This is a genomic window from Streptomyces sp. NPDC085900 (assembly GCF_044540925.1).
GTDB classification, from domain to species: domain Bacteria; phylum Actinomycetota; class Actinomycetes; order Streptomycetales; family Streptomycetaceae; genus Streptomyces; species Streptomyces gilvifuscus.
The window spans coordinates 222,311-244,696 of the sequence record NZ_JBITSP010000003.1; the positions used below are offsets into that span (position 1 = coordinate 222,311).

The window sequence follows — 22,386 nt, forward strand, 5'->3', positions numbered from 1 at the left end:
GCTACGACGATGGGCGGGCCGTCGGAGAAATCCGGCGGCCCGTCGTCGTACCCGTCCGGCAGACTCGAGCCCATGGACATCGTGATCAGGCCGGTGGAACCCGGCGAGTACGGCGCCCTCGGCGAGATCACCGCCCGGGCCTACCTCCAGGACGGCCTGCTGGCCTTCGGCGAGAGCGACTGGTACCTGGAGGAGCTGCGCGACGTCGCCAAGCGGGCGTCGGCCGCCGACGTCCTGGTGGCCGTGCGCGACGGCAGCCTCCTCGGCGGCGTCACCTTCGTCCCCGCCGGCGGCCCGATGGCCGACCTCGCCCGCCCCGGGGAGGCCGAGATCCGCATGCTGGCCGTGGACCGCGCGGCCCGCGGCCAGGGCGCCGGCGAGGCCCTCGTACGGGCCTGTGTCGACCGGGCCAGAGCCTCGGAGTGCACCGGCGTGGTGCTGTCCACGCAGCAGAGGATGCACGCCGCGCACCGCATCTACGAACGCCTCGGCTTCCTCCGCGCGCCCGGCCGCGACTGGAATCCGATCCCCGGCGACGCGTTCACGCTCCTCACCTACGAGTTGACACTCTGACACGCTCCGAAGTCGCCGCGACACAACATATGGGGGCGCTGTTCCCACCCGGCACAAGATGTATGCTCATGCTCGCTGTCGCCGCAGGGGAATCCGGTGCGAATCCGGAACTGTCCCGCAACGGTGTACCCATGCGTGTTCGTCCACGTATGGGCGTCAGTCCGAGGACCTGCCGACAGTGCGCCCGGCCGCCGTGGCCCGGGTGCCATGACGTCCGGGCCTCGTGGAATGGGCCGGTGGACGCGACGCCCCGTGCGCTCGTGAGCTGCCCCCTGCCCGCAAGGCCCCGTGCCGAGCGAGGGAGAGCCCCACGTGACCATCGCGCCAGCCGATCCGGTCTCAGCAGCGCCGGAGACCGACGGTACCGAAGCCGCTCTGCTGCGGACCCTGACCGAGCTCACCGCCGACCTTCCCGACGCCGACCCCGGCCGGGTCGCCGCCGCGGTGCTGCGCGGCCGGTCGGCGCGCGCCGACGAGGCGGAGCTGCGCGAGCTGGCCACCGAGGCGGCGGCGGGCCTGATCTCCGAGGACCCCGCCTACAGCAGGCTGGCCGCCCGGCTGCTCACCATCGGCATCGCCGCCGAGGCCGCCTCGCAGGGCGTCACGTCGTTCACCGAGTCCGTCGCCGTCGGGCACCGCGAGGGCCTCATCGCCGACCGTACGGCCGAGTTCGTGCGCGTGCACGCCGACCGCCTCGACGCGCTGATCGACCGGCGGGCGGACGACCGGTTCGGCTACTTCGGCCTGCGCACCCTGCACAGCCGCTACCTGCTGCGGCACCCGATCACCCGCAAGGTCGTCGAGACGCCCCAGCACTTCATGCTGCGGGTGGCCGCCGGCCTCGCCGAGGACGACAGCGTCCGCGCCCTGGACGAAGTGGCCGCCCTGTACGGCCTGATGAGCCGCCTCGACTACCTGCCCTCCTCCCCCACCCTCTTCAACTCCGGCACCCGCCACCCCCAGATGTCGTCCTGCTACCTCCTCGACTCCCCCAAGGACGAGCTGGACTCCATCTACGAGCGCTACCTCCAGGTCGCCCGCCTCTCCAAGCACGCCGGCGGCATCGGCATCGCCTACTCCCGCATCCGCGGCCGGGGTTCGCTGATCCGCGGCACCAACGGCCACTCCAACGGCATCGTCCCGTTCCTGAAGACCCTCGACGCCTCGGTCGCCGCCGTGAACCAGGGCGGCCGGCGCAAGGGTGCCGCCGCGGTGTACCTGGAGACCTGGCACTCCGACATCGAGGAGTTCCTGGAGCTGCGCGACAACACCGGTGAGGACGCGCGCCGTACGCACAACCTGAACCTCGCGCACTGGATCCCGGACGAGTTCATGCGCCGGGTCGAAGCCGACGGGCAGTGGAGCCTGTTCTCCCCCGCCGACGCACCGGAGCTGGTGGACCTGTGGGGCGCGGAGTTCGACGCGGCCTACCGCAGGGCCGAGGCGGCCGGGCTGGCGCGCCGGACCCTCCCCGCCCGCGAGCTCTACGGCCGCATGATGCGCACCCTCGCGCAGACCGGCAACGGCTGGATGACCTTCAAGGACGCGGCCAACCGCACCGCCAACCAGACGGCCGAGCCGGGCCACGTCGTCCACTCCTCCAACCTCTGCACGGAGATCCTGGAGGTCACGGACGACGGGGAGACGGCGGTGTGCAACCTGGGTTCGGTGAACCTGGGGGCGTTCGTCCGCGACGGCGGCATGGACTGGGAGCGGCTGGACGAGACGGTCCGCACGGCCGTCACGTTCCTGGACCGCGTGGTCGACATCAACTTCTACCCGACCGAGCAGGCGGGCCGTTCGAACGCCCGCTGGCGCCCGGTGGGCCTGGGCGCGATGGGTCTGCAGGACGTCTTCTTCAAGCTGCGCCTGCCCTTCGACTCGCCCGAGGCCAGGCGGCTGTCGACCCGTATCGCCGAGAGGATCATGCTCGCCGCGTACGAGGCGTCCGCCGACCTCGCCGAGCGCAGCGGACCGCTGCCGGCCTGGGAGAAGACCCGCACGGCCCGCGGTGTCCTGCACCCCGACCACTACGACGTGGAGCGGGCCTGGCCCGAGCGCTGGGCAGCCCTCCGCGAGCGCGTCGCCGCCGTCGGCCTGCGCAACGCGCTGCTCCTCGCGATCGCCCCGACCGCCACCATCGCGTCGATCGCCGGCGTCTACGAGTGCATCGAGCCGCAGGTGTCGAACCTGTTCAAGCGCGAGACGCTCTCCGGCGAGTTCCTCCAGGTCAACTCGTATCTGGTGCGGGATCTGAAGGAGCTCGGCGTCTGGGACGCCCGTACCCGTGAGGCGCTGCGCGAGGCGAACGGCTCGGTGCAGGACTTCGCCTGGATCCCGGACGAGGTGAGGGCGCTGTACCGCACCGCCTGGGAGATCCCGCAGCGCGGCCTGATCGACATGGCGGCGGCCCGCACCCCCTACCTGGACCAGTCGCAGTCCCTGAACCTGTTCCTGGAGACGCCGACCATCGGCAAGCTCTCCTCGATGTACGCGTACGCCTGGAAAAAGGGCCTGAAGACGACGTACTACCTGCGCTCGCGCCCGGCGACCCGCATCGCGCGGGCGGCCCGGGCCCAGACCGCCGTCCCCGTCCAGCAGGCCGCCGACCCCGAGGCGGTCGCCTGCTCCCTGGAAAACCCCGAGTCCTGCGAGGCCTGCCAGTGATGACCACCCGTAACGCCAATCTCCTCGACCCGGGATTCGAGCTGACGCTGCGCCCCATGCGCTACCCCGACTTCTACGAGCGCTACCGGGACGCCATCAAGAACACCTGGACCGTGGAGGAGGTGGACCTCCACTCCGACGTGTCCGACCTGGCGAAGCTGACGCCCGCCGAGCAGCACCTGATCGGGCGCCTGGTGGCGTTCTTCGCGACGGGCGACTCGATCGTGGCGAACAACCTCGTGCTGACCCTGTACAAGCACATCAACTCCCCGGAGGCGCGGCTGTATCTGTCGCGCCAGCTGTTCGAGGAGGCCGTCCACGTCCAGTTCTACCTGACCCTGCTGGACACCTACCTGCCCGACCCGGAGGACCGCGCGGCGGCCTTCGCGGCGGTGGAGAACATCCCCTCCATCCGTGAGAAGGCGGAGTTCTGCTTCACGTGGATGGACTCGGTCGACAAGCTGGACCGCCTGGAGTCCAGGGCGGACCGGCGCCGCTTCCTGCTGAACCTGATCTGCTTCGCGGCCTGCATCGAGGGCCTGTTCTTCTACGGCGCCTTCGCGTACGTGTACTGGTTCCGCAGCCGGGGTCTGCTGCACGGTCTGGCCACCGGCACCAACTGGGTGTTCCGCGACGAGACCATGCACATGTCCTTCGCCTTCGACGTGGTCGACACCGTCCGCAAGGAGGAGCCGGACCTCTTCGACGACGAACTCCAGCGGCAGGTCACGGACATGCTGCGGGAGGCGGTGGAGGCCGAGCTGCAGTTCGCCCGCGACCTGTGCGGCGACGGGCTGCCCGGCATGAACACCGAGTCCATGCGCCAGTACCTGGAGTGCGTCGCCGACCAGCGCCTGGTCCGCCTCGGCTTCGCCCCGGTGTACGGCTCGGAGAACCCCTTCTCCTTCATGGAACTCCAGGGCGTCCAGGAGCTGACCAACTTCTTCGAGCGTCGGCCGTCGGCGTACCAGGTGGCGGTCGAGGGAACGGTCGATCTCGACGAGGACTTCTGACGGCGCCCGTGTGGTAGGCCTGCGGGGTGATCGGTCGTCTTCCGCTCGATGAGCAACTCGACGCCCTGCGGGCGGCGTTGTCCCGCAACAGCGTGCTGACCCAGGTGCTGGAGCGGGGCGCGACGATGGGGCTGCCCGGCTGGTACCTCACGGCCGGGTGCCTCTTCCAGACCGTCTGGAACGTCGTCACCGGCCGGCCGCCCACCGAGGGCATCAAGGACTACGACGTCTTCTACCACGACGCCCGCGACCTGTCCTGGGAGGCCGAGGACGCCGTGATCAGGGCCGGCCGGGAGGTCTTCGCCGGCCTCCCGGCCGAGGTGGAGATCCGCAACGAGGCGCGGGTGCACCTGTGGTACGAGGACCGGTTCGGGGTGCCGTGTCCGCCGTACGAGTCCAGTGAGGCGGCGATCGACAGCTTCGCCGCGACCACGTGCTGTCTGGGCGTGCGGCTGGAGGCCGGCGGGCGTTGGCGGGTGTACGCGCCGCACGGGCTGTCGGACGTGTTCGGTCTGGTCCTGCGCCCCAACCCGGTCCTCGCCCCACGCTCGGTCTACGAGGCCAAGGCCGCCCGCTGGCGGGAGCAGTGGCCGGAACTGACCGTGCTGGACTGGCCCCGGGATCGTCCGTAGGACCTCCCCGGTCGCCGGCCTCGCCGCCGGGGCTCCGGCCTGCGGAGGCGTGGATCCGAACATGTGGGTGACACGTCAAAGGGGAGAGGAGGCCCCCCATGCGTCGATCGATCCCCCACACGGCCCTCGCCGTCACCGTGCTCGCCCTGGCCCTCGCCGGCTGCGGCGGTCAGACCGACAGCGGCAAGGGCGGCGACAGCGGCACCGTGTCACCCTCCCCCACGCCAACCCCCACGTCCGCACCTCCCAGCACCACGCCCACACCCTCGGCGAGTGGCACGGGCTGCGCGCCCGCCGCCACGCTGGACGTCCACGACAGCGGCCGCACGGTCTGCCTGTCGGTCGGCGACACGATCCGGATCGGCCTGGACGGAACCGCCAAGCGGCCCTGGAAGCCGGTCACCGTCAGCGGCTCCGGGCTGCAGGCCGTCAACAGCGGCTTCGTGCTGCAGCCCGGCGACGCGAGCGCCGCGTTCAAGGCCGTGTCCGACGGCAGGACCCGGCTTCGCTCCACGCGGCCGCTGTGTGCCACGCAGACCGGCCGGGTCTCGTGCCTGGGGATTCAGGAGTGGTGGGTCACCGTGGTGGTGAAGTAGCGCGGGCGCGCCTCGCGCGGCCCCGGTCCGGTGCCCTCCGCCCGGCGCGCGCGGTCGGCCTCACGGATCTGCCGGTCGGCACGACGGTCGCGCGCGATGCCGAGCACGGACGGCAGGACCAGGAGAACGAGGATTGCGAGAACGGTCAGCATGCCGATCAGTCCTTCGATGTGTGCCGTATCCATAGACACCACTGTCGCGCCGTTGACTCCTTACCAACAGTGGCAGGACTGCCGTAGGCCCTCGAAATACTGCCAATGACGAGGCACACTGGAGACATGCTGCAGAACGTCGCCGCCGTCGTGCTGGACGGTGTGAACCCCTTCGAACTGGCCGTGGTCTGCGAGGTCTTCGGCACCGACCGCAGTGACGACGGGCTGCCCGTGTACGACTTCGCGGTCGCCTCGGCCGAGGGGCCGGTCATCGGCACGCGCGCGGGCTTCTCCATGCACGTCGAGCACGGCCTGGAGCGGCTGGAGGAGGCGGACCTGGTCGCCGTGCCGGCCGGGGCGCACTTCGAGACGCGCGAGTTCCCGCCGGAGCTGCTCGACGCGCTGCGCCGGGCCGTGGACCGCGGGGCCCGGGTGCTCAGCGTCTGCTCCGGCGTCTTCGTGCTGGCCGCGGCAGGGCTGCTGGACGGTCGGCGCTGCACCGTGCACTGGCACCACGCGGACGAGCTGGCGCGGGCCTACCCGCGGCTGACCGTCGAGCCCGACGTCCTCTACGTCGACGAGGACCCGGTGATCACCTCGGCGGGAACGGCCGCCGGCATCGACGCCTGTCTGCACCTGGTGCGCAAGGAGCAGGGCCCGGACGTCGCCAACAAGATCGCCCGGCGGATGGTCGTGCCGCCGCACCGGGACGGCGGACAGGCCCAGTACATCGAGCGTCCGCTGCCGAAGAACTCGTGCGACACCGTCGGCGAGGTGCTGGCGTGGATGGAGCGGCACCTCGACGAGGAGGTCACGGTGGAGCAGCTCGCCGAGCGCGCCCACATGTCGCCGCGCACCTTCGCCCGCCGCTTCCAGCAGGAGACGGGGACGACCCCCTACCGCTGGATCCTGCGCCAGCGCGTGCTGCTGGCCCAGCGGCTGCTGGAAGCGACGGACGAGACGGTGGACGCGATCGCCGGACGGACGGGGTTCGGCAACGCGGCCGCGCTGCGTCACCAGTTCGTCCAGGCGATCGGCACCACCCCCAACGCCTATCGGCGCACCTTCAGGGGACCCGAGGCGGCCGCCTGACCCCGCTCAGCGCGCCACCGGCCGCAGCCTCAGCCCGCGTGGACGCAGCGTGATGCCGATGCGGGTCCGGGCGTCGGAGTCCGGCGCCTGCTCCAGCCGGAAGGCCCGGGCCACCTCGGCGGTGACGAGCGTCAGCTCGGCCATCGAGAAGTGGTCGGCCGGGCACTTGCGGTTGCCCACGCTGAACGGGGTCATCGCGTACTTCGGCACCTCGGCGGACCGCTCGGGCAGCCAGCGGTCGGGGTCGAACTCCTCGTGCCGCTCGAACGACCGCGCGTCGCGCTGGATCGCGTACGGGCTGTACACGATGTCGGCACCGGCCGGAATTCGGTATCCGCCCAGCTCCGTGTCGGTCACCGCGCGCCGGGTCAATATCCATACCGACGGATGCAGCCGCATTGTCTCGACCACCACATTCGCGGTGTACGTCAGCTTCCGTACGTCTCCGAATGCGATCGGCCCCTCGCCGGCGACGCTATTGGCCTCGTTCCGGATCTTGTCGGCCAGATCGGGGTGCTCGGTGAGCACCAGGAGCAGTGACATGACCATCGAGCCGATGGATTCGTCGCCGGCGGTGAGCATGGCGACGACCTGGTCGTGGATCTCCTGCTCCCCGATCGGATCGCCATTCCCGTCGCGGGCCTCCAGCAAAGCCGTGAGCAAATCGTTCGGCTTTTGACCGGATGCCCTGCGCTCGGCGACGATCTCGTCCACCAGGAGGTGCAGATCGGCCAGCGCCCGGTTGAATTCGCGGTTGGCCGGAAGCGGCACCCGATAAAGCGGTCCGAGAGGTACGACCATGCGCTGGTACATACCTCGGAACAGGGTGGCGAGCGCACTGGAGATGCGTTCCGCGCGGACTTCGTTGCATGTGTCGTGCATCAGACAGCGCACCGAGATCCGCACGGCCAGCCGGAACGCCTCGGCGGTGGCGTCGACACTCTCGCGGGAGCGCCAGCGGTCCACCAGCGCGCGGACCTCCTCCTCCATGACGGGGCCGTAGCGGGGGATGGCGTCGAGCCGGAACGCCGGCTGGATGGTGCGCCGCTGACGCCGGTGCAGCGGCCCGTTGGCGGTGGCCACGCCCTCCTTGCCGAGCAGGCTCTCCAGGGACTCCCACAGCGGTCCGGCGATGATGTAGTCGGGGCTGAGGGCGATGGCTCCGGTGAGTTCGGGGGCGGTGACGGCGTACACCGTCTTGGGGCCGAGCCGCAGGCGTACGACGTCACCGTGGTCGCGCAGCCCGGCCAGGAAGGCCAGCGGGTCGCGGACCAGCTTCCAGCCGTGGCCGAGCAGCGGCATCGCGCCGTCGGCGAGCGGGGGTTCAGCCGATTCGGTTTCCGCGAGTATCCGCGGTTCGGGCGGGACGGACTCGACGGTCATTTCTCACCTGCCGCTTCGTTGTTGACGTACGGGGGCGTGGACCGGTCGTCCCAGCTGTCGACCATGTAACGGCCGGACTCGTGGTGGAACCAGTAGACGGTGGAGAACCAGTTCCGCATATTGCCGACGCAGGCCCGTACGGCGAGGCCGAGTTCTTTTCCGCGTACGGTGCCGTCGGCGAGGTCGTCGGCGAATCGCAGGGCGTGGCGTTCGACGAACACGAATTCGTTGATGCATTTCTCCACGCGCCGCCGCACTTCGGCTATCGCCTCTTCCAGCGTCAGCCCCTCGTGTTTGATGAGGCTGATACCGAGATTGTGGACCTCGTCGCCCGCTATTTCCTTGGGCAGCGAGCACAGGTCGTTGTACCAGGCGGCGAATTCCTGGCTCAGCAGGGCCGCCCGTCGATATGCCGGGTGTTTCCTCACGGCGTCCGGGAGTTCACATCCGGCGGCCGCCTCCAGCAGGTCGGTCCAGATCCAGTGCGCGAAGGTGAGCCGGCGGAGTTCGAGATACTCCTCGACCGTCGGGACGACTCCCTCGGTGCGGTTGCGGAACTCGCGGTCGTAGGCCTCGATGACCGCGTGGAAGTGCCGCGCGAAGCGCGCGTTCCAGGTGCCCGGCAGGAACGAGTACAGGCGCACCATGCTGTCCGCGAACGCCGCGACCAGCGGGTCCTCGTGGCGCAGGTACTCCTGCGGGGAGTTCAGCGCCGCGTGCAGGCCGAGCCGCAGCCGGCGCCAGGCGTCCGGCCGCCGGTGGACGATGTCCCGGTCGTGGCGGTCGTCCCAGACGAAGAACCACGCGCTGTAGTCGGCTATCGCCTGCAGGACCTCGTCCGGGGCGCCGAGGTAGTACCCCGCCATGAGGTCGGTGTAGCAAAGTCGGTCGGCATATTCCTCCACCTTGTCCGCCGGCATGAGCCGTTTTCGCAGCAACCAGGTGCGCGTTGTCTCCTGGAGCCGAGGCCAATACGGGTGCAGTTGTCGGGGAAACGCTGCCTCGATCACCGGAAGGGAGAGTGACGGTGGGACCGCGGTCGGCATCGCGGTCGACGTGGTGCTGTGTGGGAAAGCAGGCACGAACAAGCCCCTCTCAGCCGCCAGTTTCGCACGCCCCTCTCGCTGTGCCGGGCGTGCGCCGTTGCGTATCCCCGCACTGACTATTCAGCACCACAACTGACCGATCTGGGAACGCATTTGCTTCATTCACTACCCCACCGTGCCGGGAATCTCCCCTTGCGCGACTTGTTTCCGACCGATACAGGCGTACCGTCCCGGCCGGACCTGCGACGGACACACGAACGGCGCCTGTTGACGGTGTGGTCGCTGAACAGGCGCCGTGCGCAAGGGGGTTGTGGGTCGTCAGTCGTTCGCGACCACCGGGTAGCGGGGTTCGTTCTCGGCCATCTGGCGCAGCGCGTCCTTGCGTTCGCGCTTGGAGAGGCGGTCGATGTAGAGGTAGCCGTACAGGTGGTCGGTCTCGTGCTGCAAACAGCGAGCGAAGTAGCCGGTGCCGCGCACCTTGATCGGGTTGCCCTTCTCGTCCTGCCCGGTCACCTCGGCGTAGTCCGGCCGGGCGAGCGGCGCGTAGGCGGTCGGCACGGACAGGCAGCCCTCGTTGCTGTCGTCCAGCCGGCGCTGGTCCGCCGGCAGGTCGACCAGCTTGGGGTTGCACACGACACCGACGTGCCGCGTGCCCTCGTCGTCCCCGCAGTCGTAGACGAAGACCTTCAGGTCGACACCGATCTGGTTGGCGGCCAGGCCCACGCCCTCGGCGGTGCGCTGCGAGGCGAACATGTCCGCGACCAGCTGCTGCAGCTCCTCGCCGAAGTCGGTGACGTCCTTGCACTCCTTGTGCAGCACCGGGTTGCCGACGACCGTGATGGGCCGCGAGGTCCCGGCCTCACGCCAGGCCGTCTCCCGCTCCTCGCAGTCCTGGGTGTCGATGACGAAACCCTCGTCGTCCACGGGGAGCACGCCCGCGTGCTGCTGATCGGTGTCCTGCTGCGCCATGCCGACGATGCCTTCCTCAACAATCAGGGGGTTCACTGCTGATACAGGGTACGTGGACGCGCCCCTGCCGGGGCGCGGGACAGTGTCGCTGCGCGGCCCGCCGCGTGGGCGCGACCGGCCCCCACGAACCCGCACCCGGCGACGGTCCTAGCAGACCTCTTCCAGATCCCGCCAATCCCTCGACTCCGGACTGTCGGCGACCCACCCGTCCAGCAGCCCCCGTACCAGCGAAGCCGGCGCGGCCACCCCGCACTCCCGCTCGGGCACCCACAGCTGCCCGTCGGTCCGATGCCCCAGCGGCCCGGGATGCCCCGGCTCACTGTGGTCGTGCGGGTCGAGGTGCTCACCGTCGCCCTCGTCGGACGGCATCCGCGACTCGGAACACATCCGGCAGAGCAACCGCACCGACGAGGACCAGTCCTCGGCCGCGAACCCGGCGTCGGCCGCGAGCTGCTCCAGCGCGTCCCGGTCGGCCTCGGTCGCCGCCTCCAGCAGCACCACCCAGGTCGGCACCGGCGAGGGGGCCCACAACTCGATCTCGTCGAAGACCGGGTAGGCGTGTCCGGCCGCCGTGGTGCGCTCGCCGTGCGGCACGCCGTCGTGCAGGACGACCTCGCCCCAGCGCCGGCCGGACGACGGCAGCGGAATCGACAGCACCTCGATGCGGGCGGGGTCCAGCCGCCGCCCCCACACCACCTCGGCCTCGCCCTCCGGCGACAGCCGTACGGCCGCGCTGCCCAGCTCCATCCCGACGGGCTCGCCGTTGGCCGCCGCCGCGCCCGGCACCCGCAGCCCGTAGGCCTGCCAGGCCCGCCGGGCCAGCGGCCAGTCCTGCAGGGCGGTGGCCGCGATGCCGACGTTCCACCAGTCGGGCGCGCCGGTCTCCCGGTCGAGCAGGGCGACGGCGCGCAGCCCGGCGGCGCGGGCCTGCTCCCAGTCGTGCCGGAACTTGTGCAGCAGGGCGAGGTTGAACCAGGACTCCGACAGCCAGGGTTCCAGATCGGCGGCGCGCGTCAGCAGCGCGCCCGCGTCCTCGTACCGGCCGTCGCCGATGAGCGTGAACGCGCGATCGGTGGCCTGCCGCCAGGAGGCGGAGGGCCGGTGTCGTCCCTTGCCGAAGATCCTCACGATTCCCGCCTGCCAGTTCCGTGGAGTGGGCCGGCCCGGAGTCTGCCCCCGGACACCCTCTCATTCGCATCCAACCATGTGGGGCTGGAAGGGCGCTCATTACCCATGGGTTACCCAGCCGAGGGGAGCGTCAGACAGTCCCTTGCCAGGACCCGGGCCAGGGATTCGACCACCTCGGGAGCGTAGTCCCCGGCCGTGGCCAGCCGCAGTTCCTCCAGTGCCCGCAGCGGTCCGCCGGGGCCGGTGTCGCGCACCTTCTCGTCGTAGGCGTTCACGGCCCGCACGATCCGCGCGGCGACCGGCTGCTCCCGGTAGGGGTCGGCCTGCCGCTCCACCACCACGGCGACCGCCGAGTCCACCCCGGTCTGCCGTACGACGGCCCCGCCGAGCAGGGCGATCCGGCGCTGTTCGGCTCCGGGCAGGTCCGCGGTGGCGCCCGCCGGGACCGGGTCGACCAGGCTGAGCTGGCCGATGTCGTGCATGAGGGCCGCGGACTCCAGCACGGCCAGCTCGGGCCGGGTCAGTCCCAGCTCGCGGCCGACGGCCCGGCTGAGCTCGGCCACGCGTCTGGCGTGCCCGGCGGGGGTGTAGCCGGCGATCTCGGTGGCGCGGGCCAGGGAGGCGATGGTCTGGCGGTAGGTGGTGCGGACCGCCGCGTACCGCTTGAAGGACAGTTGGGTGAGCAGCAGGGGCAGTGAGAAGACCGGCAGCGCCCACAGTCCGACGACGGCCACCGCGAGCGCCATCACCGCCCCGGTCGCGCACACGGCGGAGCCGATGCCGAGCAGTCCGCGCAGCTCGTCCCTGAGCAGGGGGCCGAAGGGCCAGCCGGTGCGGGAGCGCGCGAGGGCGGCGGCGAGCACGCAGTCGCACAGCGCGGTGAGGGTGAGGAGCGCGAGCAGCACGAGGGCGTAGGCGGGGCCGCCCCACTCCTCGAACGAACCCTGGTCGTACAGGGGCTGGAAGCAGACGGCGGTGAAGCCGACGGTCAGCACGCGGCGGGCGAGATGGTCCGTCGTCGGCCCCCGGCCGCGCGCGGTGTGCGGCACGCTGCCGAGCAGGGAGGCGGCGAGGACGACGGTCACGACCTGGGTCACGCCGTGGTGGGAGGGCTGCCCGGCGTCCGCGCCGAGCAGCGCGTACGACAGCGCGCCGGCGGCCCCGAGCGGCGCGGCCTCCCGCACCCGGGCGCCGGTCCAGCGGCACAGCTCGCCGACGCAGACGAGCAGGCCGAAGGCGAGGGCGGTGGAGCGTTCCTCGAGGCCGGTCCAGAGGGTGACGGCGAGGGAGACGCCGGCGAGGAGGGCGGCGGCACTGTGGATGGCCGTCCTCACGGGCGGGCTCCGGAGCGGTCGGCGGCCTGCTGCGCCGGGACGAACGGGTCCGGTTCCTCGCCGGCGGTGACCACCGGATGCCATCCCTCCCGCCCCAGTGCCCGTACCAGTGCCGTCACCATCCGCGGGTCGAACTGCGCCCCCGCGCACCGCCGGAGCTCCTCCAGCGCGGCCGGCACCGGCCGGGCCCGCCGGTAGGAACGGGTGGAGGTCATGGCGTCGAAGGCGTCCGCGACCGCGACGACCCGGGCGGACTCGGGGATCTGGGCGCCCATGAGGCCGTAGGGGTAGCCGCTGCCGTCCAGCCGCTCGTGGTGATGGAGCACGGCCGCCCGGGCCTCCCCCAGGAACCCGATCCCGCGCACCATCTCGTGCCCGTACTCGGGGTGCAGCTCGATGACCCGGCGTTCCTCGGGGGTGAGCGGGCCGTCCTTGCGCAACAGCCGGGTGGGGACGCCGAGTTTGCCCACGTCGTGCAGGATCCCGGCGAACCGGAGCACCTCGACGCGCTCGTCGTCCAGGCCCAGTTCCCGCGCGATCATCATCGACGCCTGGCCGACCCGCTCGCTGTGCCCGCGGGTGTAGCCGTCCTTGATGTCGACGGCCTGGACCAGCGCCCGGATGGTCGCCTGGTGCGCGGCCCGCTCCCGGTGGTACTGCGCGAACACCCACCAGGACACGCACATCGGCAGCAGCACGAGCAGCGCGGCGACCGGGCCGTACGGGCTGCGCCACAGCACGGCCATCATCAGTCCGGCCAGCCCGTGCACGGCGACGGGGGCGAGGGAGCGGACGAACAGCCCGCGCCAGGCCCGGCGCGCCGGAACGCGTTCGCCGAGCGCGAGGATGCCGCCCTCCAGCGCCGTCAGCGTCAGGCAGAAGGCGAGGACCGCGGCTCCGGCAGGCACGAGGGCGTAGGGGAAGTCGGAGCCGGCGACCGAGTCCCGGCCGCCCAGGGCCCCGTGCACCGAGCCCGCGGCCCAGACGCCGAGCATCAGGTGCGCCGCGCGCCAGATCCGCCGCAGCGCGTACGGCCGTTGCTCGACCCGGGACAGCAGCGCCCCGGGCAGCGGGACCAGCGCGGCGGCGGCCGGCGGCAGCAGGAAGGCACCGGCGAGGAGGACGGGGTAGAAGGTGCCGGCGAAGCGCCAGCGGGCGGCGGCCCGCTCGCACCCGGCGTACACGACGGCGAGCAGTACGACCGCCCACCAGGGCGCGGGCGTCCGCGTCAGCGGAGCCGCACAGAGCAGGGCGCCCAGGACGACGCAGGCGACATACGCGCGGGCCCGCGCCGGAACCGCCTCCATCGCACCCCTCCCCGGCAGAGCCTGCTCTGGGCGACGAGCCTAGGGCGGGGCAGGGCAACGCGTGGGCTTATGAAAGGGTGATTAGCACGTTCGAGTGACCGAACACTCTTGTGCAGCGCGTCAGTTCGAGACGGACACGGCCGGGCACCGGCCCACGCCGACGGCCGTCACGACTCCTGGGGAGTCGCCGGGGCCGCCGTGACGTCGTGCTCCGGGACCGCCTGGCCGGAGCGGATCAGGTCGATCCGCCCCATCACCTTGGCGCGCAGGTCGGTCGGCACGTCGTCATGCCCGCAGCAGCGCTTGACGAGCTTCTTCACGGCCTGCTCCAGGCCGTACTTCTCCAGGCACGGCGAGCACTCCTTGAAGTGCCGCTTGAACTTGTCGCGATCGACTTCCGGCATCTCGCTGTCGAGAAACTCGTACAGGTGGTCGAGGACCTCACTGCAGTCAGTCTCGTGCGGCTCTCCGCAGCTCATGAGCCCGAGCCTTTCGCTTCGTTCGACTCTCCGGCGCCGGCCGGGACCAGCCCGCGCTCACGGGCGTAGTCCTCGAGCATGCCGCGCAGTTGACGGCGGCCCCGGTGCAGCCGGGACATCACCGTACCGATGGGTGTCCCCATGATGTCCGCGATCTCCTTGTACGCAAAGCCCTCTACGTCGGCGAGGTAGACGGCGATGCGGAACTCCTCGGGGATCGCCTGCAGTGCTTCCTTCACGTCCGAGTCCGGCAGGTGGTCGAGCGCCTGCGACTCCGCGGAGCGCAAGCCCGTCGACATGTGCGACTCGGCGCGGGCGAGCTGCCAGTCCTCGATCTCCTCCGCCGCGCTGCGCTGGGGCTCGCGCTGCTTCTTGCGGTAGGAGTTGATGAAGGTGTTCGTGAGAATCCGGTACAGCCACGCCTTGAGGTTGGTGCCCTCACGGAACTGGTGGAAGGACGCGTACGCCTTGGCGTACGTCTCCTGCACCAGGTCCTCCGCGTCGGCCGGGTTGCGCGTCATGCGCAGGGCGGCCGAGTACATCTGGTCGAGGAATTCGAGCGCGTCCCGCTCGAAGCGCGCGCTGCGCTCCGAGGTCGACTCCGCGCTGACGCCCTGGCCCTCGGGCTGCTCCGCCTGGCCGTTGTCGGTCCCTGCGTCGATCCCAGTGACCGGACCCACCTCCTCAAAGTTCCGGGCAGCACCGAGACCGGTACCACCGGAATTGGAGGATAGACGACTACCCGTCCCCGCCGCCCCCCGAACAGGGGTCGTCTTGGCCGCGTGCAGCACCGTCCAGTCCAGGTCAGCGCTGCGCTCACGGCTCGGGCAGATGGTCGAACCCATGCGGCGGACTTCCTCTCCGACGACGATCGGTGCTGGTGGTTCAGCACTTCTGTCCGCCACAACAGAGGCCGGGGCCGCAACATTCCCGGCCTCCTACCCGAGTGACCCGGCCCACTCCACCACCGCGTCCGTGACGAGCGCCACGGCCTGCTCCTGCGTGATGTCCGCCCTCTTCGGCACGGCGAAGCCATGATCGCCGTGCGGGACCTCGACCAGTCGGTAGTCGCCGTCGGGGAACTCCTCCGGCCTGCCGAAGGCGTCGTTCCCGCCCTGGACGACGAGGGTGGGCACCCCGGCGCCGAGCAGTTCCGCCGCCCGGGACTTCTCCGGCCGCCCGGGCGGGTGGAGCGGGAAGCTCAGCGCCAGAACGGCACGGGCGCCGAGCTCGACGGCCGTACGGCAGGCCACCCGGGCTCCGGCGCTGCGTCCGCCGGAGATCACCGGCGGCCCGGCCTTCACCAGCGCGGGCCACACGCCCCGCCATCCGATGTCGAGCGTCTTCGGCGCCGGCGCCACCTTCTTGCCGGCCACCCGCCAGGGCTGCTCCACGAGGGCGACGCTCACGCCGTGGGCCGGGAGGGCCGCGGCCAGCGCCCGCAGGTCCCGGGCCTCGATGCCGCCGCCCGCTCCGTGGCCGACGGCCAGCACGAGCCGGGCACGGTCCGCGGGATGCCAGGTGATGCGGGCGTCGCCCGCCTCCGTAGCGATGATCTCGGTCGTCACGTCAGAAGAGTGTGCCCTCTTCGGGGCCCTCCAGCTCCTTCAGCAGCTCCGGGCCGTTGTTGCGGACGTTGCTGACGGCCGTGGAGACCGGGTAGGCGCGCATCAGGCCCGGCGGAGGCGGGGCCAGGAGACCGCGCAGGTCCTCCGGGTCGGTGCGGGAGGGGTCGAGCCAGCCGTCCCAGCGGTCCGGGGTGAGCATCAGGGGCATACGGGGGTGGATCTCGGCCAGGGTGTGCGGGCCCTCGGCCGGGGAGACGGCCAGGGGCGTGGTCTCGGCCTCCGTGGTGATCACCGAGCAGGTGACCCACCAGGCCTGCGGGTGGTCGTCGGGCAGGGTCTTGTCACGCCAGAACTCGTACAGGCCGGCCATCGCGAAGACCGAGCCGTCGGCGGGCAGCACGAAGTACGGCTGCTTGCGCGGCCGCTTCTTGCGGCCCTCGACCTCCAGGTCCCGCTCCTGACTGCCGGTGACCCACTCGTAGTAGCCGTCGGCGGGGATGATGCAGCGCCGCGAGGAGAAGGCCCGCCGGTACGACGGCTTCTCGTGGACGGTCTCCGCGCGGGCGTTGATCATCCGCGCGGCGCCCTCGGGCGACTTGGACCAGGACGGCACCAGACCCCACCTGAGCCTGCGCAGCTGGCGCACCGGGCGCGGATCCTCGACGTCCTTGAGCGGGCGGTCCAGGACGGCGAAGACCTCCTTGGTGGGGGCCACGTTGTAGTCCGGCGCGAACGTCTCCTCGGGCTCCTCCGACTTCTCTATCTCGAAGATCCCGGCGAGATCCTCCGGCCGCCGACTCGCCGCATACCGTCCGCACACCTCGAAACCACCCCTTCGACCTGCCTCACCGGCGTCTCGCCCTGCCACCTTACGGAAAAGCGCGGCCCGTACGGCCCGTCTCCGGCTGCCCCGACATCGGCCAATCCATCGCACCGCCCGCTCCGGATTACACCCGGATCGCCGATCACGCGGAGCGGGAGGAACGAGATGGAGCGGACGTCGACGGACGCCCGGCACGGCTCGCAGGGCAGGTCAGGGCGTCGGGGGCGGACGGCCGTGGTGGGCTCCGGCGTGGCGGGACTGACCGCGGCCCACATCCTGGGGCACAGCCGTCACGTCACCCTGTACGAGGCCGACGACCGACTCGGCGGGCACGCGCACACCCATGAGCTGGTCTCACCGCACGACGGCCGGCTGCACCGCGTGGACTCCGGGTTCATCGTGCACAACCGGCGTACCTATCCGTATCTGCTGCGGCTCTTCGACGAACTCGGCGTCGCCACCCAGGAGTCGGAGATGAGCATGTCGGTGCGGTGCGAGGGGTGCGGGCTCGAGTACGCCGGCGCCCGCGGTCCGGCCGGCCTGTTCGCCCGTCCGGGCAACCTGCTGCGGGGCCCGTACCTGCGGCTGCTGGCCGAGGTGCCGGTCTTCCACCGGGCGGCCCGGCGGCTGCTGGACGCCGGCGGCGACGCATCGCTCACGCTGGGCCGGTTCCTGGACCGGGAGCGCTTCTCCGCCTACTTCCGCAGCCACTTCATGACGCCGCTGGTGTCCGCGGTGTGGTCGTGCGACGCCGGTACCGCCCTGCGCTACCCGGCCGCCTACCTGTTCCGCTTCATGGCCCACCACGGGATGCTCTCGGTGAGCGGCTCCCCCACCTGGCGCACGGTCAGCGGCGGTTCGCGCGAGTACGTCGACCGGATCGCCAAGCAGATCGCCGAGGTGCGCACCGGCACCCCCGTGCGCGCGGTGCGCCGGCACGCCGACGGGGCCGACGTCACGGCGGAGGACGGCACGACGGAGTCGTACGACGCCGTGGTGATCGCGGTCCACCCGGACCAGGCGCTGCGCCTGCTGGCCGACGCGACGAAGCGGGAGCGGGAGGTGCTGGGCGCCTTCCGCTACTCCCGCAACACCACGCTGCTGCACACCGACACCCGGCTGCTGCCTCGTGCCCGGGGTGCCCGCGCCTGCTGGAACTACCTGATGCCGTCGTGCTCGGCCGGCGCCGACAGGGTGCGGGTCAGCTACGACATGAACCGGCTGCAACGCCTGGACGCCGCCGAGACGTTCGTGGTCACCCTGGGCGGCGAGGACCGCGTCGCCCCGGAGCGGGTGCTGGCCCGCATGGTCTACGAACACCCCGTCTACACCCCCGAGTCGGTGGCCGCGCAGCGACGGCTGCCCGAACTCGCCGCCGATGTCTGCGTGTTCGCGGGCGCCTACCACGGCTGGGGATTCCACGAGGACGGCTGCCGCTCCGGCGTGGAGGCGGCGGCCGCGCTGGGAGCACGCTGGTGAACGGCGAGTCGAGCACGCCGGACGGCGCCGTACCGGCCCTGTACTCCTGCACGATCGCCCATGTGCGGACCGCTCCGCGCCGGTACGCGTTGCGGCACCGCACCTACCTCTGGCTTCTCGACCCCGACCACCCGCCCCGGCTCCCGCGCCCGCTGCGGCCGCTCGCCCGGTTCGACCCGCGCGACCACTTCACCGGCGACGCCCCGTCGATCCGGGCCGGTCTGGACGCCTTCCTCAACGGGCACGGCATCCGACTGGACGGCGGGCGCGTGCTGATGCTCACTCACGCGCGCGTGCTCGGCCACGTCTTCAACCCGCTGACCCTGTACTGGTGCCACGGCCCCGCGGGCGACCTGCGCTGCGTTGTCGCCGAGGTGCACAACACCTACGGCGGCCGCCACTGCTACCTGCTGCGCCCGGACGCGAAGGGGAGCGCCCGCACGGCGAAGGAGTTCTACGTCTCGCCGTTCTTCCCGGTCGACGGCGCCTACCGCATGCGGCTGCCCCGACCGGGACCCCGGCTGGACCTGACCGTGCACCTCGACCGCGACGGCGGCCGGGCCTTCACCGCGACCGTGCGCGGCGGCCGGCGCGCGGCGAACGCCCGCACCCTGCTGCGGCTGGCCCTGCGCCACCCCTGCTCCACCCTCGCCGTGACGGCCGCGATCCGGGCCCACGGCATACGCCTGTACCTGCGGGGACTGCCCGTCCAGCCCCGCCCCCACCACCACCGCGAGCCGGAGAAAGCGACATGAGGACAGCAGAACCCCTTACCGTCCCCCACGGACCCACCGCCGTGGACCCGGCCCGCCGGCCCGACGTGGCCGCCGTACCCGCCGCGTCCCGGGTCCGTACCGCCGTCACCGCCGCCGTCGTCCGGCACGCCCTGCGCGAGCTGCCGCTGCGGGTCCGTCTCGCGGGCGGGGAGACCCTCGGACAGGGCGGGCCGCTGCTGGAGGTCCGCGACCCGGCCGCCTTCCACGCCCGCATCGGCACCGGCGGCCTGGTCGGGTTCGGTGAGTCGTACATGGCGGGCGAGTGGGACGCCCCCGACCTGGTCGCCGCCCTCACCGTCCTCGCCGCGCACACCGCCGACCTGGTGCCGGCCCCGTTGCAGCGGCTGCGCCGCCTGTGGGCGCCCCGGCACCCGGACGAGGAGCGCAACACCCCCGACGGCTCCCGCGCCAACATCAGCCGCCACTACGACCTGTCCAACGAGCTGTTCGCGCTCTTCCTCGACGACACCCTCAGCTACTCCGCCGCCGTCTTCCGGGGCTTCCCCGCGAGCTGGGACCGGCTCGCGACGGCCCAGCAGCGCAAGATCGACCGGCTGCTCGACCTGGCCGACGTACGGGCGGGCACCCGGCTGCTGGAGATCGGCACCGGCTGGGGCGAGCTGGCCCTGCGGGCCGCCGCCCGCGGCGCCCGGGTCACCTCGCTCACCCTCTCCCGGGAACAGCGCGCCCTCGCCCTGGAGCGGGTGCGGGCGGCCGGCCTCCAGGACCGCGTCTCCATCGAGCTGTGCGACTACCGGGAGGCGCGCGGGGAGTTCGACGCGGTCGTCAGCGTGGAGATGATCGAGGCGGTCGGCGCGGAGTTCTGGCCGGTGTACTTCGGAACCCTGGACGAGCGGCTGGCACCCGGTGGCAGGGTGGCGCTGCAGGCCATCACCATGCCGCACGAGCGGATGCTCGCCACCCGCTCCACGTTCACGTGGATCCACAAGTACGTCTTCCCCGGCGGCTTCATCCCCTCCACGCGGGCGATCGAGGAGACCGTCCGTGACCACACCCGGCTGCGCCTCGCCCGCCGCGACGCCTTCGGCGCCCACTACGCGGAGACGCTGCGGCTGTGGCGGGAGCGGTTCGCCGAGCGCGCGGAGGAGGCCGGGGCGCTCGGCTTCGACGAGACCTTCCGCCGCCTGTGGACCTTCTACCTGGCCTACTCCGAGGCCGGGTTCCGCTCCGGCTACCTCGACGTCCAGCAGTACCTGTTCACCAAGGAGACCCCCGCCCGATGACCACCACCAGCAGCAGCACCGCCGCCCGGCCCGGCGCGGCCCACCGGCTCGCCGCCCTCGTGGGGGACGTCCTCGGCGGCCCGCTGCCCGTGCGGCTGCGCGCCTGGGACGGCAGCGAGACCGGCCCGGCCGGCGCCCCCGTGGTCGTCCTGCGCTCCCGCCGCGCCCTGCGCCGCCTGCTGTGGCAGCCCGGCGAGCTGGGCCTCGCGCAGGCGTACGTCACCGGCGAACTCGACGTCGAGGGCGACCTCGCCGAGGGACTGCGGACGATGTGGGCGACCGCCCGCGAGCGGGGCCCGCGCCCGCCCCGGCTCACGCCCGCCGGCCGGGCCCGCGCGCTCGCCACGGCCGTACGCCTCGGGGTCGTCGGTCCGCCGCCGCCCGCTCCCGCCTCCCAGGCGCGGCTGCGCGGCGGCCTGCACAGCCGGGCCCGTGACCGGGCCGCCATCAGCCACCACTACGACCTGTCCAACGACTTCTACGCCCTGCTCCTCGACGAGACCATGGCCTACTCCTGCGGCTACTGGGCGAGCGAGAAGCCCGGCTTCACCCCCGCCGACGCCCAGCGGGCCAAGCTGGAGCTGATCTGCCGCAAGCTGGGACTCGTACCCGGCGCCCGGCTGCTGGACATCGGCTGTGGCTGGGGCTCGCTCACCCTGCACGCCGCCGAACGGCACGGGGTGCAGGTCACCGCCGTCACGCTGGCCCGGGAGCAGGCGGCCTACGTCCGCGAGCGGGTGCGCGAGCGCGGCCTGACCGAACGGGTGCAGGTGGTGTGCCAGGACTACCGGGACATCGAGGGCGGCGCGTACGACGCCGTCTCCACGGTCGAGATGGGCGAGCACGTCGGCGACGCCGAGTACCCGGCGTTCGCCGCCGCCCTGCACCGGCTGGTGCGGCCGTGCGGGCGGGTTCTGGTGCAGCAGATGTCGCGCGGTCCGGGCGCTCCCGGCGGCGGGCCGTTCATCGAGGCGTACATCGCCCCGGACATGCACATGCGGCCGCTGGGCGCGACGGTGGCGCTGCTGGAGGAGGCGGGCCTGGAGGTCCGGCACACCGAGTCGCTGCGCGAGCACTACGTCCGCTCGGTCGGCGCCTGGCACCGCACCCTGGAGGAGCGCTGGGAGGCGTTCGTGGGGCTGGTGGGCGAGGAGACGGCGCGGGTGTGGCGGCTGTACCTCGTCGGCGGGGCGCTGGCCTTCGAGGAGGCCCGCATGGGCGTCGACCAGATCCTCGGCGTGCGGCCCGGGCCCGGCGGCGACGGCGGCATGCCGGCGACCTCGCACGGCTGGTACGAGGGGCTGGAGAAGCCGTGAGCGACTTCCCCTGGGGCGCGTTCGCGGTCAACCTCGCCTGGGCCGCCGCCGCGGCGCTCGCGGTCATGCTGGTCACCTTCGCCCTGGCGGTGCGCGCGGGCGTGCACCGGATCGTGGACGTGGCCTGGGGGATCGGCTTCACCGCGGTCGCCGTCGCGACCCTGGCCGCGTCCGCCGGGCACGGCGATCCGGTACGACGGCTGCTGGTGACGTCCCTGACAGCGGTGTGGGGGCTGCGCCTGGCAGCGCACATCGCCCGCCGCGGCCGGGGCCACGGCGAGGACCCGCGGTACGAGGCCATGCTGGCCAGGGCGCCCGGCAGCCGGAACGCCTACGCCCTGCGGATGATCTACCTGCTGCAGGGCGCCCTGGTCTGGCTGGTGTCACTGCCCGTGCAGGCCGCCCAGTACGTCCCCGGCCCGCCGTCGGTCCTCGCCTGGGCCGGCACCGCGCTGTGGGCGGTCGGCCTCGGCTTCGAGGCGGTCGGGGACGCGCAGCTGGCCCGGTTCAAGGCCGATCCCGCCAACCGCGGCGCGCTCATGGACCGCGGGTTGTGGGCGTGGACCCGGCACCCCAACTACTTCGGTGACTTCTGCGTCTGGTGGGGCCTGTTCCTCATCGCGTGCCGCTCTCCGGCGGCGGCCGCCGTGTCCGTGGTCTCCCCCGTGGTGATGAGCCTGCTGCTGACCAGGGGCAGCGGGAAGCGGCTGCTGGAACGGCACATGGCCGACCGGCCCGGCTTCGCCGAGTACAAGGCCCGTACCAGCGGCTTCTTCCCGCTCCCGCCCCGGCGGAGGGCACGTGCCTGA

At 72.1% G+C, this 22,386-nt stretch carries 22 protein-coding genes and 1 riboswitch; of the genes, 11 read left to right on the forward strand and 11 right to left on the reverse strand.

What is annotated here, in order from left to right:
* Window positions 1–72: 72 nt before the first annotated feature.
* The 5 genes from ACIGDI_RS10380 (at window position 73) to ACIGDI_RS10400 (ending at window position 5,481) form a co-directional block, all read left to right on the forward strand.
* The gene (locus ACIGDI_RS10380) at window positions 73–573 is read left to right on the forward strand and encodes a GNAT family N-acetyltransferase (protein WP_399893497.1); all 501 of its coding nucleotides are present in this window, start codon (window positions 73–75) and stop codon (window positions 571–573) included.
* An 87-nt stretch (window positions 574–660) separates the two neighbouring features.
* Window positions 661–743: riboswitch (cobalamin riboswitch) on the forward strand.
* A gap of 142 nt (window positions 744–885) precedes the next feature.
* Window positions 886–3,240 carry a ribonucleoside-diphosphate reductase subunit alpha gene (locus tag ACIGDI_RS10385; protein WP_399893500.1) on the forward strand — a complete coding sequence of 785 codons (2,355 nt, stop codon included), beginning with the start codon at window positions 886–888 and terminating at the stop codon, window positions 3,238–3,240.
* Window positions 3,240–4,253: a ribonucleotide-diphosphate reductase subunit beta gene (locus tag ACIGDI_RS10390; RefSeq protein WP_200705396.1), complete on the forward strand. Its 1,014-nt coding sequence runs from the start codon at window positions 3,240–3,242 to the stop codon at window positions 4,251–4,253. The genes ACIGDI_RS10385 and ACIGDI_RS10390 overlap by 1 nt, the downstream gene beginning before the upstream one ends.
* A gap of 26 nt (window positions 4,254–4,279) precedes the next feature.
* Window positions 4,280–4,885: a nucleotidyltransferase family protein gene (locus tag ACIGDI_RS10395; RefSeq protein ID WP_399893504.1), complete on the forward strand. Its 606-nt coding sequence runs from the start codon at window positions 4,280–4,282 to the stop codon at window positions 4,883–4,885.
* A gap of 98 nt (window positions 4,886–4,983) precedes the next feature.
* Entirely contained in the window at window positions 4,984–5,481 is a 498-nt protein-coding gene (locus ACIGDI_RS10400; protein WP_399893507.1) for a hypothetical protein, read from the forward strand.
* Here ACIGDI_RS10400 and ACIGDI_RS10405 read toward each other — a convergent pair.
* On the reverse strand, window positions 5,448–5,666 hold the full coding sequence (locus tag ACIGDI_RS10405) for a hypothetical protein (protein WP_272177224.1): 219 nt from the start codon (window positions 5,664–5,666) through the stop codon (window positions 5,448–5,450). The two genes, ACIGDI_RS10400 and ACIGDI_RS10405, sit on opposite strands and share 34 nt — an antisense overlap.
* A 93-nt stretch (window positions 5,667–5,759) precedes the next feature.
* Here ACIGDI_RS10405 and ACIGDI_RS10410 point away from each other — a divergent pair, with 93 nt between their 5' ends.
* The gene (locus tag ACIGDI_RS10410; RefSeq protein WP_399893512.1) at window positions 5,760–6,725 is read left to right on the forward strand and encodes a GlxA family transcriptional regulator; all 966 of its coding nucleotides are present in this window, start codon (window positions 5,760–5,762) and stop codon (window positions 6,723–6,725) included.
* Window positions 6,726–6,731: 6 nt separating this feature from the next.
* Here the strand turns inward: ACIGDI_RS10410 and ACIGDI_RS10415 are convergent, their stop codons facing one another.
* The 10 genes from ACIGDI_RS10415 to ACIGDI_RS10460 form a co-directional block, all read right to left on the reverse strand.
* A complete protein-coding gene (locus tag ACIGDI_RS10415) occupies window positions 6,732–8,108 on the reverse strand; it encodes a cytochrome P450 (protein ID WP_399893515.1) in 1,377 nt (458 codons plus the stop codon).
* Complete coding sequence (gene cyc1 / locus ACIGDI_RS10420; protein WP_399895213.1) at window positions 8,105–9,154, reverse strand: epi-isozizaene synthase; 1,050 nt, start codon at window positions 9,152–9,154, stop codon at window positions 8,105–8,107. The genes ACIGDI_RS10415 and cyc1 overlap by 4 nt, the downstream gene beginning before the upstream one ends.
* Window positions 9,155–9,472: 318 nt before the next feature.
* On the reverse strand, window positions 9,473–10,123 hold the full coding sequence (gene def, locus ACIGDI_RS10425) for a peptide deformylase (protein WP_200702376.1): 651 nt from the start codon (window positions 10,121–10,123) through the stop codon (window positions 9,473–9,475).
* 147 nt (window positions 10,124–10,270) lie between these two features.
* Window positions 10,271–11,251: a hypothetical protein gene (locus tag ACIGDI_RS10430; RefSeq protein WP_200702377.1), complete on the reverse strand. Its 981-nt coding sequence runs from the start codon at window positions 11,249–11,251 to the stop codon at window positions 10,271–10,273.
* A 110-nt stretch (window positions 11,252–11,361) separates the two neighbouring features.
* Window positions 11,362–12,669, reverse strand: a complete 1,308-nt coding sequence (locus ACIGDI_RS10435; RefSeq protein ID WP_399893520.1) for an HD-GYP domain-containing protein — start codon at window positions 12,667–12,669, stop codon at window positions 11,362–11,364.
* The gene (locus tag ACIGDI_RS10440; RefSeq protein ID WP_399893523.1) at window positions 12,582–13,892 is read right to left on the reverse strand and encodes an HD-GYP domain-containing protein; all 1,311 of its coding nucleotides are present in this window, start codon (window positions 13,890–13,892) and stop codon (window positions 12,582–12,584) included. The genes ACIGDI_RS10435 and ACIGDI_RS10440 overlap by 88 nt, the downstream gene beginning before the upstream one ends.
* Before the next feature lie 167 nt (window positions 13,893–14,059).
* Window positions 14,060–14,371, reverse strand: coding sequence for a mycothiol system anti-sigma-R factor (rsrA, locus tag ACIGDI_RS10445; protein ID WP_200702380.1), 312 nt, complete (start codon window positions 14,369–14,371; stop codon window positions 14,060–14,062).
* Entirely contained in the window at window positions 14,368–15,051 is a 684-nt protein-coding gene (gene sigR, locus ACIGDI_RS10450) for an RNA polymerase sigma factor SigR (protein WP_058923321.1), read from the reverse strand. Before sigR ends, rsrA begins: the two co-directional genes overlap by 4 nt.
* 258 nt (window positions 15,052–15,309) lie before the next feature.
* The gene (locus ACIGDI_RS10455; RefSeq protein WP_399893528.1) at window positions 15,310–15,939 is read right to left on the reverse strand and encodes an alpha/beta family hydrolase; all 630 of its coding nucleotides are present in this window, start codon (window positions 15,937–15,939) and stop codon (window positions 15,310–15,312) included.
* A 1-nt stretch (window position 15,940) separates the two neighbouring features.
* Window positions 15,941–16,759 carry an SOS response-associated peptidase gene (locus tag ACIGDI_RS10460; RefSeq protein ID WP_399893532.1) on the reverse strand — a complete coding sequence of 273 codons (819 nt, stop codon included), beginning with the start codon at window positions 16,757–16,759 and terminating at the stop codon, window positions 15,941–15,943.
* A gap of 168 nt (window positions 16,760–16,927) precedes the next feature.
* Between ACIGDI_RS10460 and ACIGDI_RS10465 the strand changes: the two genes are divergently transcribed.
* The 5 genes from ACIGDI_RS10465 to ACIGDI_RS10485 are packed head-to-tail and all read left to right on the forward strand — an operon-like array spanning window position 16,928 to window position 22,386.
* Window positions 16,928–18,241: an NAD(P)/FAD-dependent oxidoreductase gene (locus ACIGDI_RS10465; protein WP_399893535.1), complete on the forward strand. Its 1,314-nt coding sequence runs from the start codon at window positions 16,928–16,930 to the stop codon at window positions 18,239–18,241.
* Window positions 18,238–18,996: a DUF1365 domain-containing protein gene (locus tag ACIGDI_RS10470; RefSeq protein ID WP_399893538.1), complete on the forward strand. Its 759-nt coding sequence runs from the start codon at window positions 18,238–18,240 to the stop codon at window positions 18,994–18,996. Before ACIGDI_RS10465 ends, ACIGDI_RS10470 begins: the two co-directional genes overlap by 4 nt.
* Window positions 18,993–20,261 (forward strand): class I SAM-dependent methyltransferase, encoded by a 1,269-nt coding sequence (locus tag ACIGDI_RS10475; RefSeq protein WP_399893542.1) that lies wholly within the window; start codon window positions 18,993–18,995, stop codon window positions 20,259–20,261. Before ACIGDI_RS10470 ends, ACIGDI_RS10475 begins: the two co-directional genes overlap by 4 nt.
* Window positions 20,258–21,577, forward strand: coding sequence for a class I SAM-dependent methyltransferase (locus tag ACIGDI_RS10480; RefSeq protein WP_399893545.1), 1,320 nt, complete (start codon window positions 20,258–20,260; stop codon window positions 21,575–21,577). The genes ACIGDI_RS10475 and ACIGDI_RS10480 overlap by 4 nt, the downstream gene beginning before the upstream one ends.
* On the forward strand, window positions 21,574–22,386 hold the full coding sequence (locus tag ACIGDI_RS10485) for a DUF1295 domain-containing protein (RefSeq protein ID WP_399893548.1): 813 nt from the start codon (window positions 21,574–21,576) through the stop codon (window positions 22,384–22,386). The genes ACIGDI_RS10480 and ACIGDI_RS10485 overlap by 4 nt, the downstream gene beginning before the upstream one ends.

What these genes read in the sequence shown, in the direction of transcription:
- ACIGDI_RS10380 (WP_399893497.1), top strand. Translation starts at nt 73, where the DNA reads ATGGACATCGTGATCAGGCCGGTGGAACCCGGCGAGTACGGCGCCCTC.
- ACIGDI_RS10390 (WP_200705396.1), top strand. Translation starts at nt 3,240, where the DNA reads ATGACCACCCGTAACGCCAATCTCCTCGACCCGGGATTCGAGCTGACG.
- ACIGDI_RS10400 (WP_399893507.1), top strand. Translation starts at nt 4,984, where the DNA reads ATGCGTCGATCGATCCCCCACACGGCCCTCGCCGTCACCGTGCTCGCC.
- ACIGDI_RS10405 (WP_272177224.1), bottom strand. Translation starts at nt 5,666, where the DNA reads ATGGATACGGCACACATCGAAGGACTGATCGGCATGCTGACCGTTCTC.
- ACIGDI_RS10410 (WP_399893512.1), top strand. Translation starts at nt 5,760, where the DNA reads ATGCTGCAGAACGTCGCCGCCGTCGTGCTGGACGGTGTGAACCCCTTC.
- ACIGDI_RS10415 (WP_399893515.1), bottom strand. Translation starts at nt 8,108, where the DNA reads ATGACCGTCGAGTCCGTCCCGCCCGAACCGCGGATACTCGCGGAAACC.
- cyc1 (WP_399895213.1), bottom strand. Translation starts at nt 9,154, where the DNA reads ATGCCGACCGCGGTCCCACCGTCACTCTCCCTTCCGGTGATCGAGGCA.
- def (WP_200702376.1), bottom strand. Translation starts at nt 10,123, where the DNA reads ATGGCGCAGCAGGACACCGATCAGCAGCACGCGGGCGTGCTCCCCGTG.
- ACIGDI_RS10435 (WP_399893520.1), bottom strand. Translation starts at nt 12,669, where the DNA reads ATGGCATCCGGTGGTCACCGCCGGCGAGGAACCGGACCCGTTCGTCCC.
- ACIGDI_RS10440 (WP_399893523.1), bottom strand. Translation starts at nt 13,892, where the DNA reads ATGGAGGCGGTTCCGGCGCGGGCCCGCGCGTATGTCGCCTGCGTCGTC.
- rsrA (WP_200702380.1), bottom strand. Translation starts at nt 14,371, where the DNA reads ATGAGCTGCGGAGAGCCGCACGAGACTGACTGCAGTGAGGTCCTCGAC.
- ACIGDI_RS10465 (WP_399893535.1), top strand. Translation starts at nt 16,928, where the DNA reads ATGGAGCGGACGTCGACGGACGCCCGGCACGGCTCGCAGGGCAGGTCA.
- ACIGDI_RS10475 (WP_399893542.1), top strand. Translation starts at nt 18,993, where the DNA reads ATGAGGACAGCAGAACCCCTTACCGTCCCCCACGGACCCACCGCCGTG.
- ACIGDI_RS10480 (WP_399893545.1), top strand. Translation starts at nt 20,258, where the DNA reads ATGACCACCACCAGCAGCAGCACCGCCGCCCGGCCCGGCGCGGCCCAC.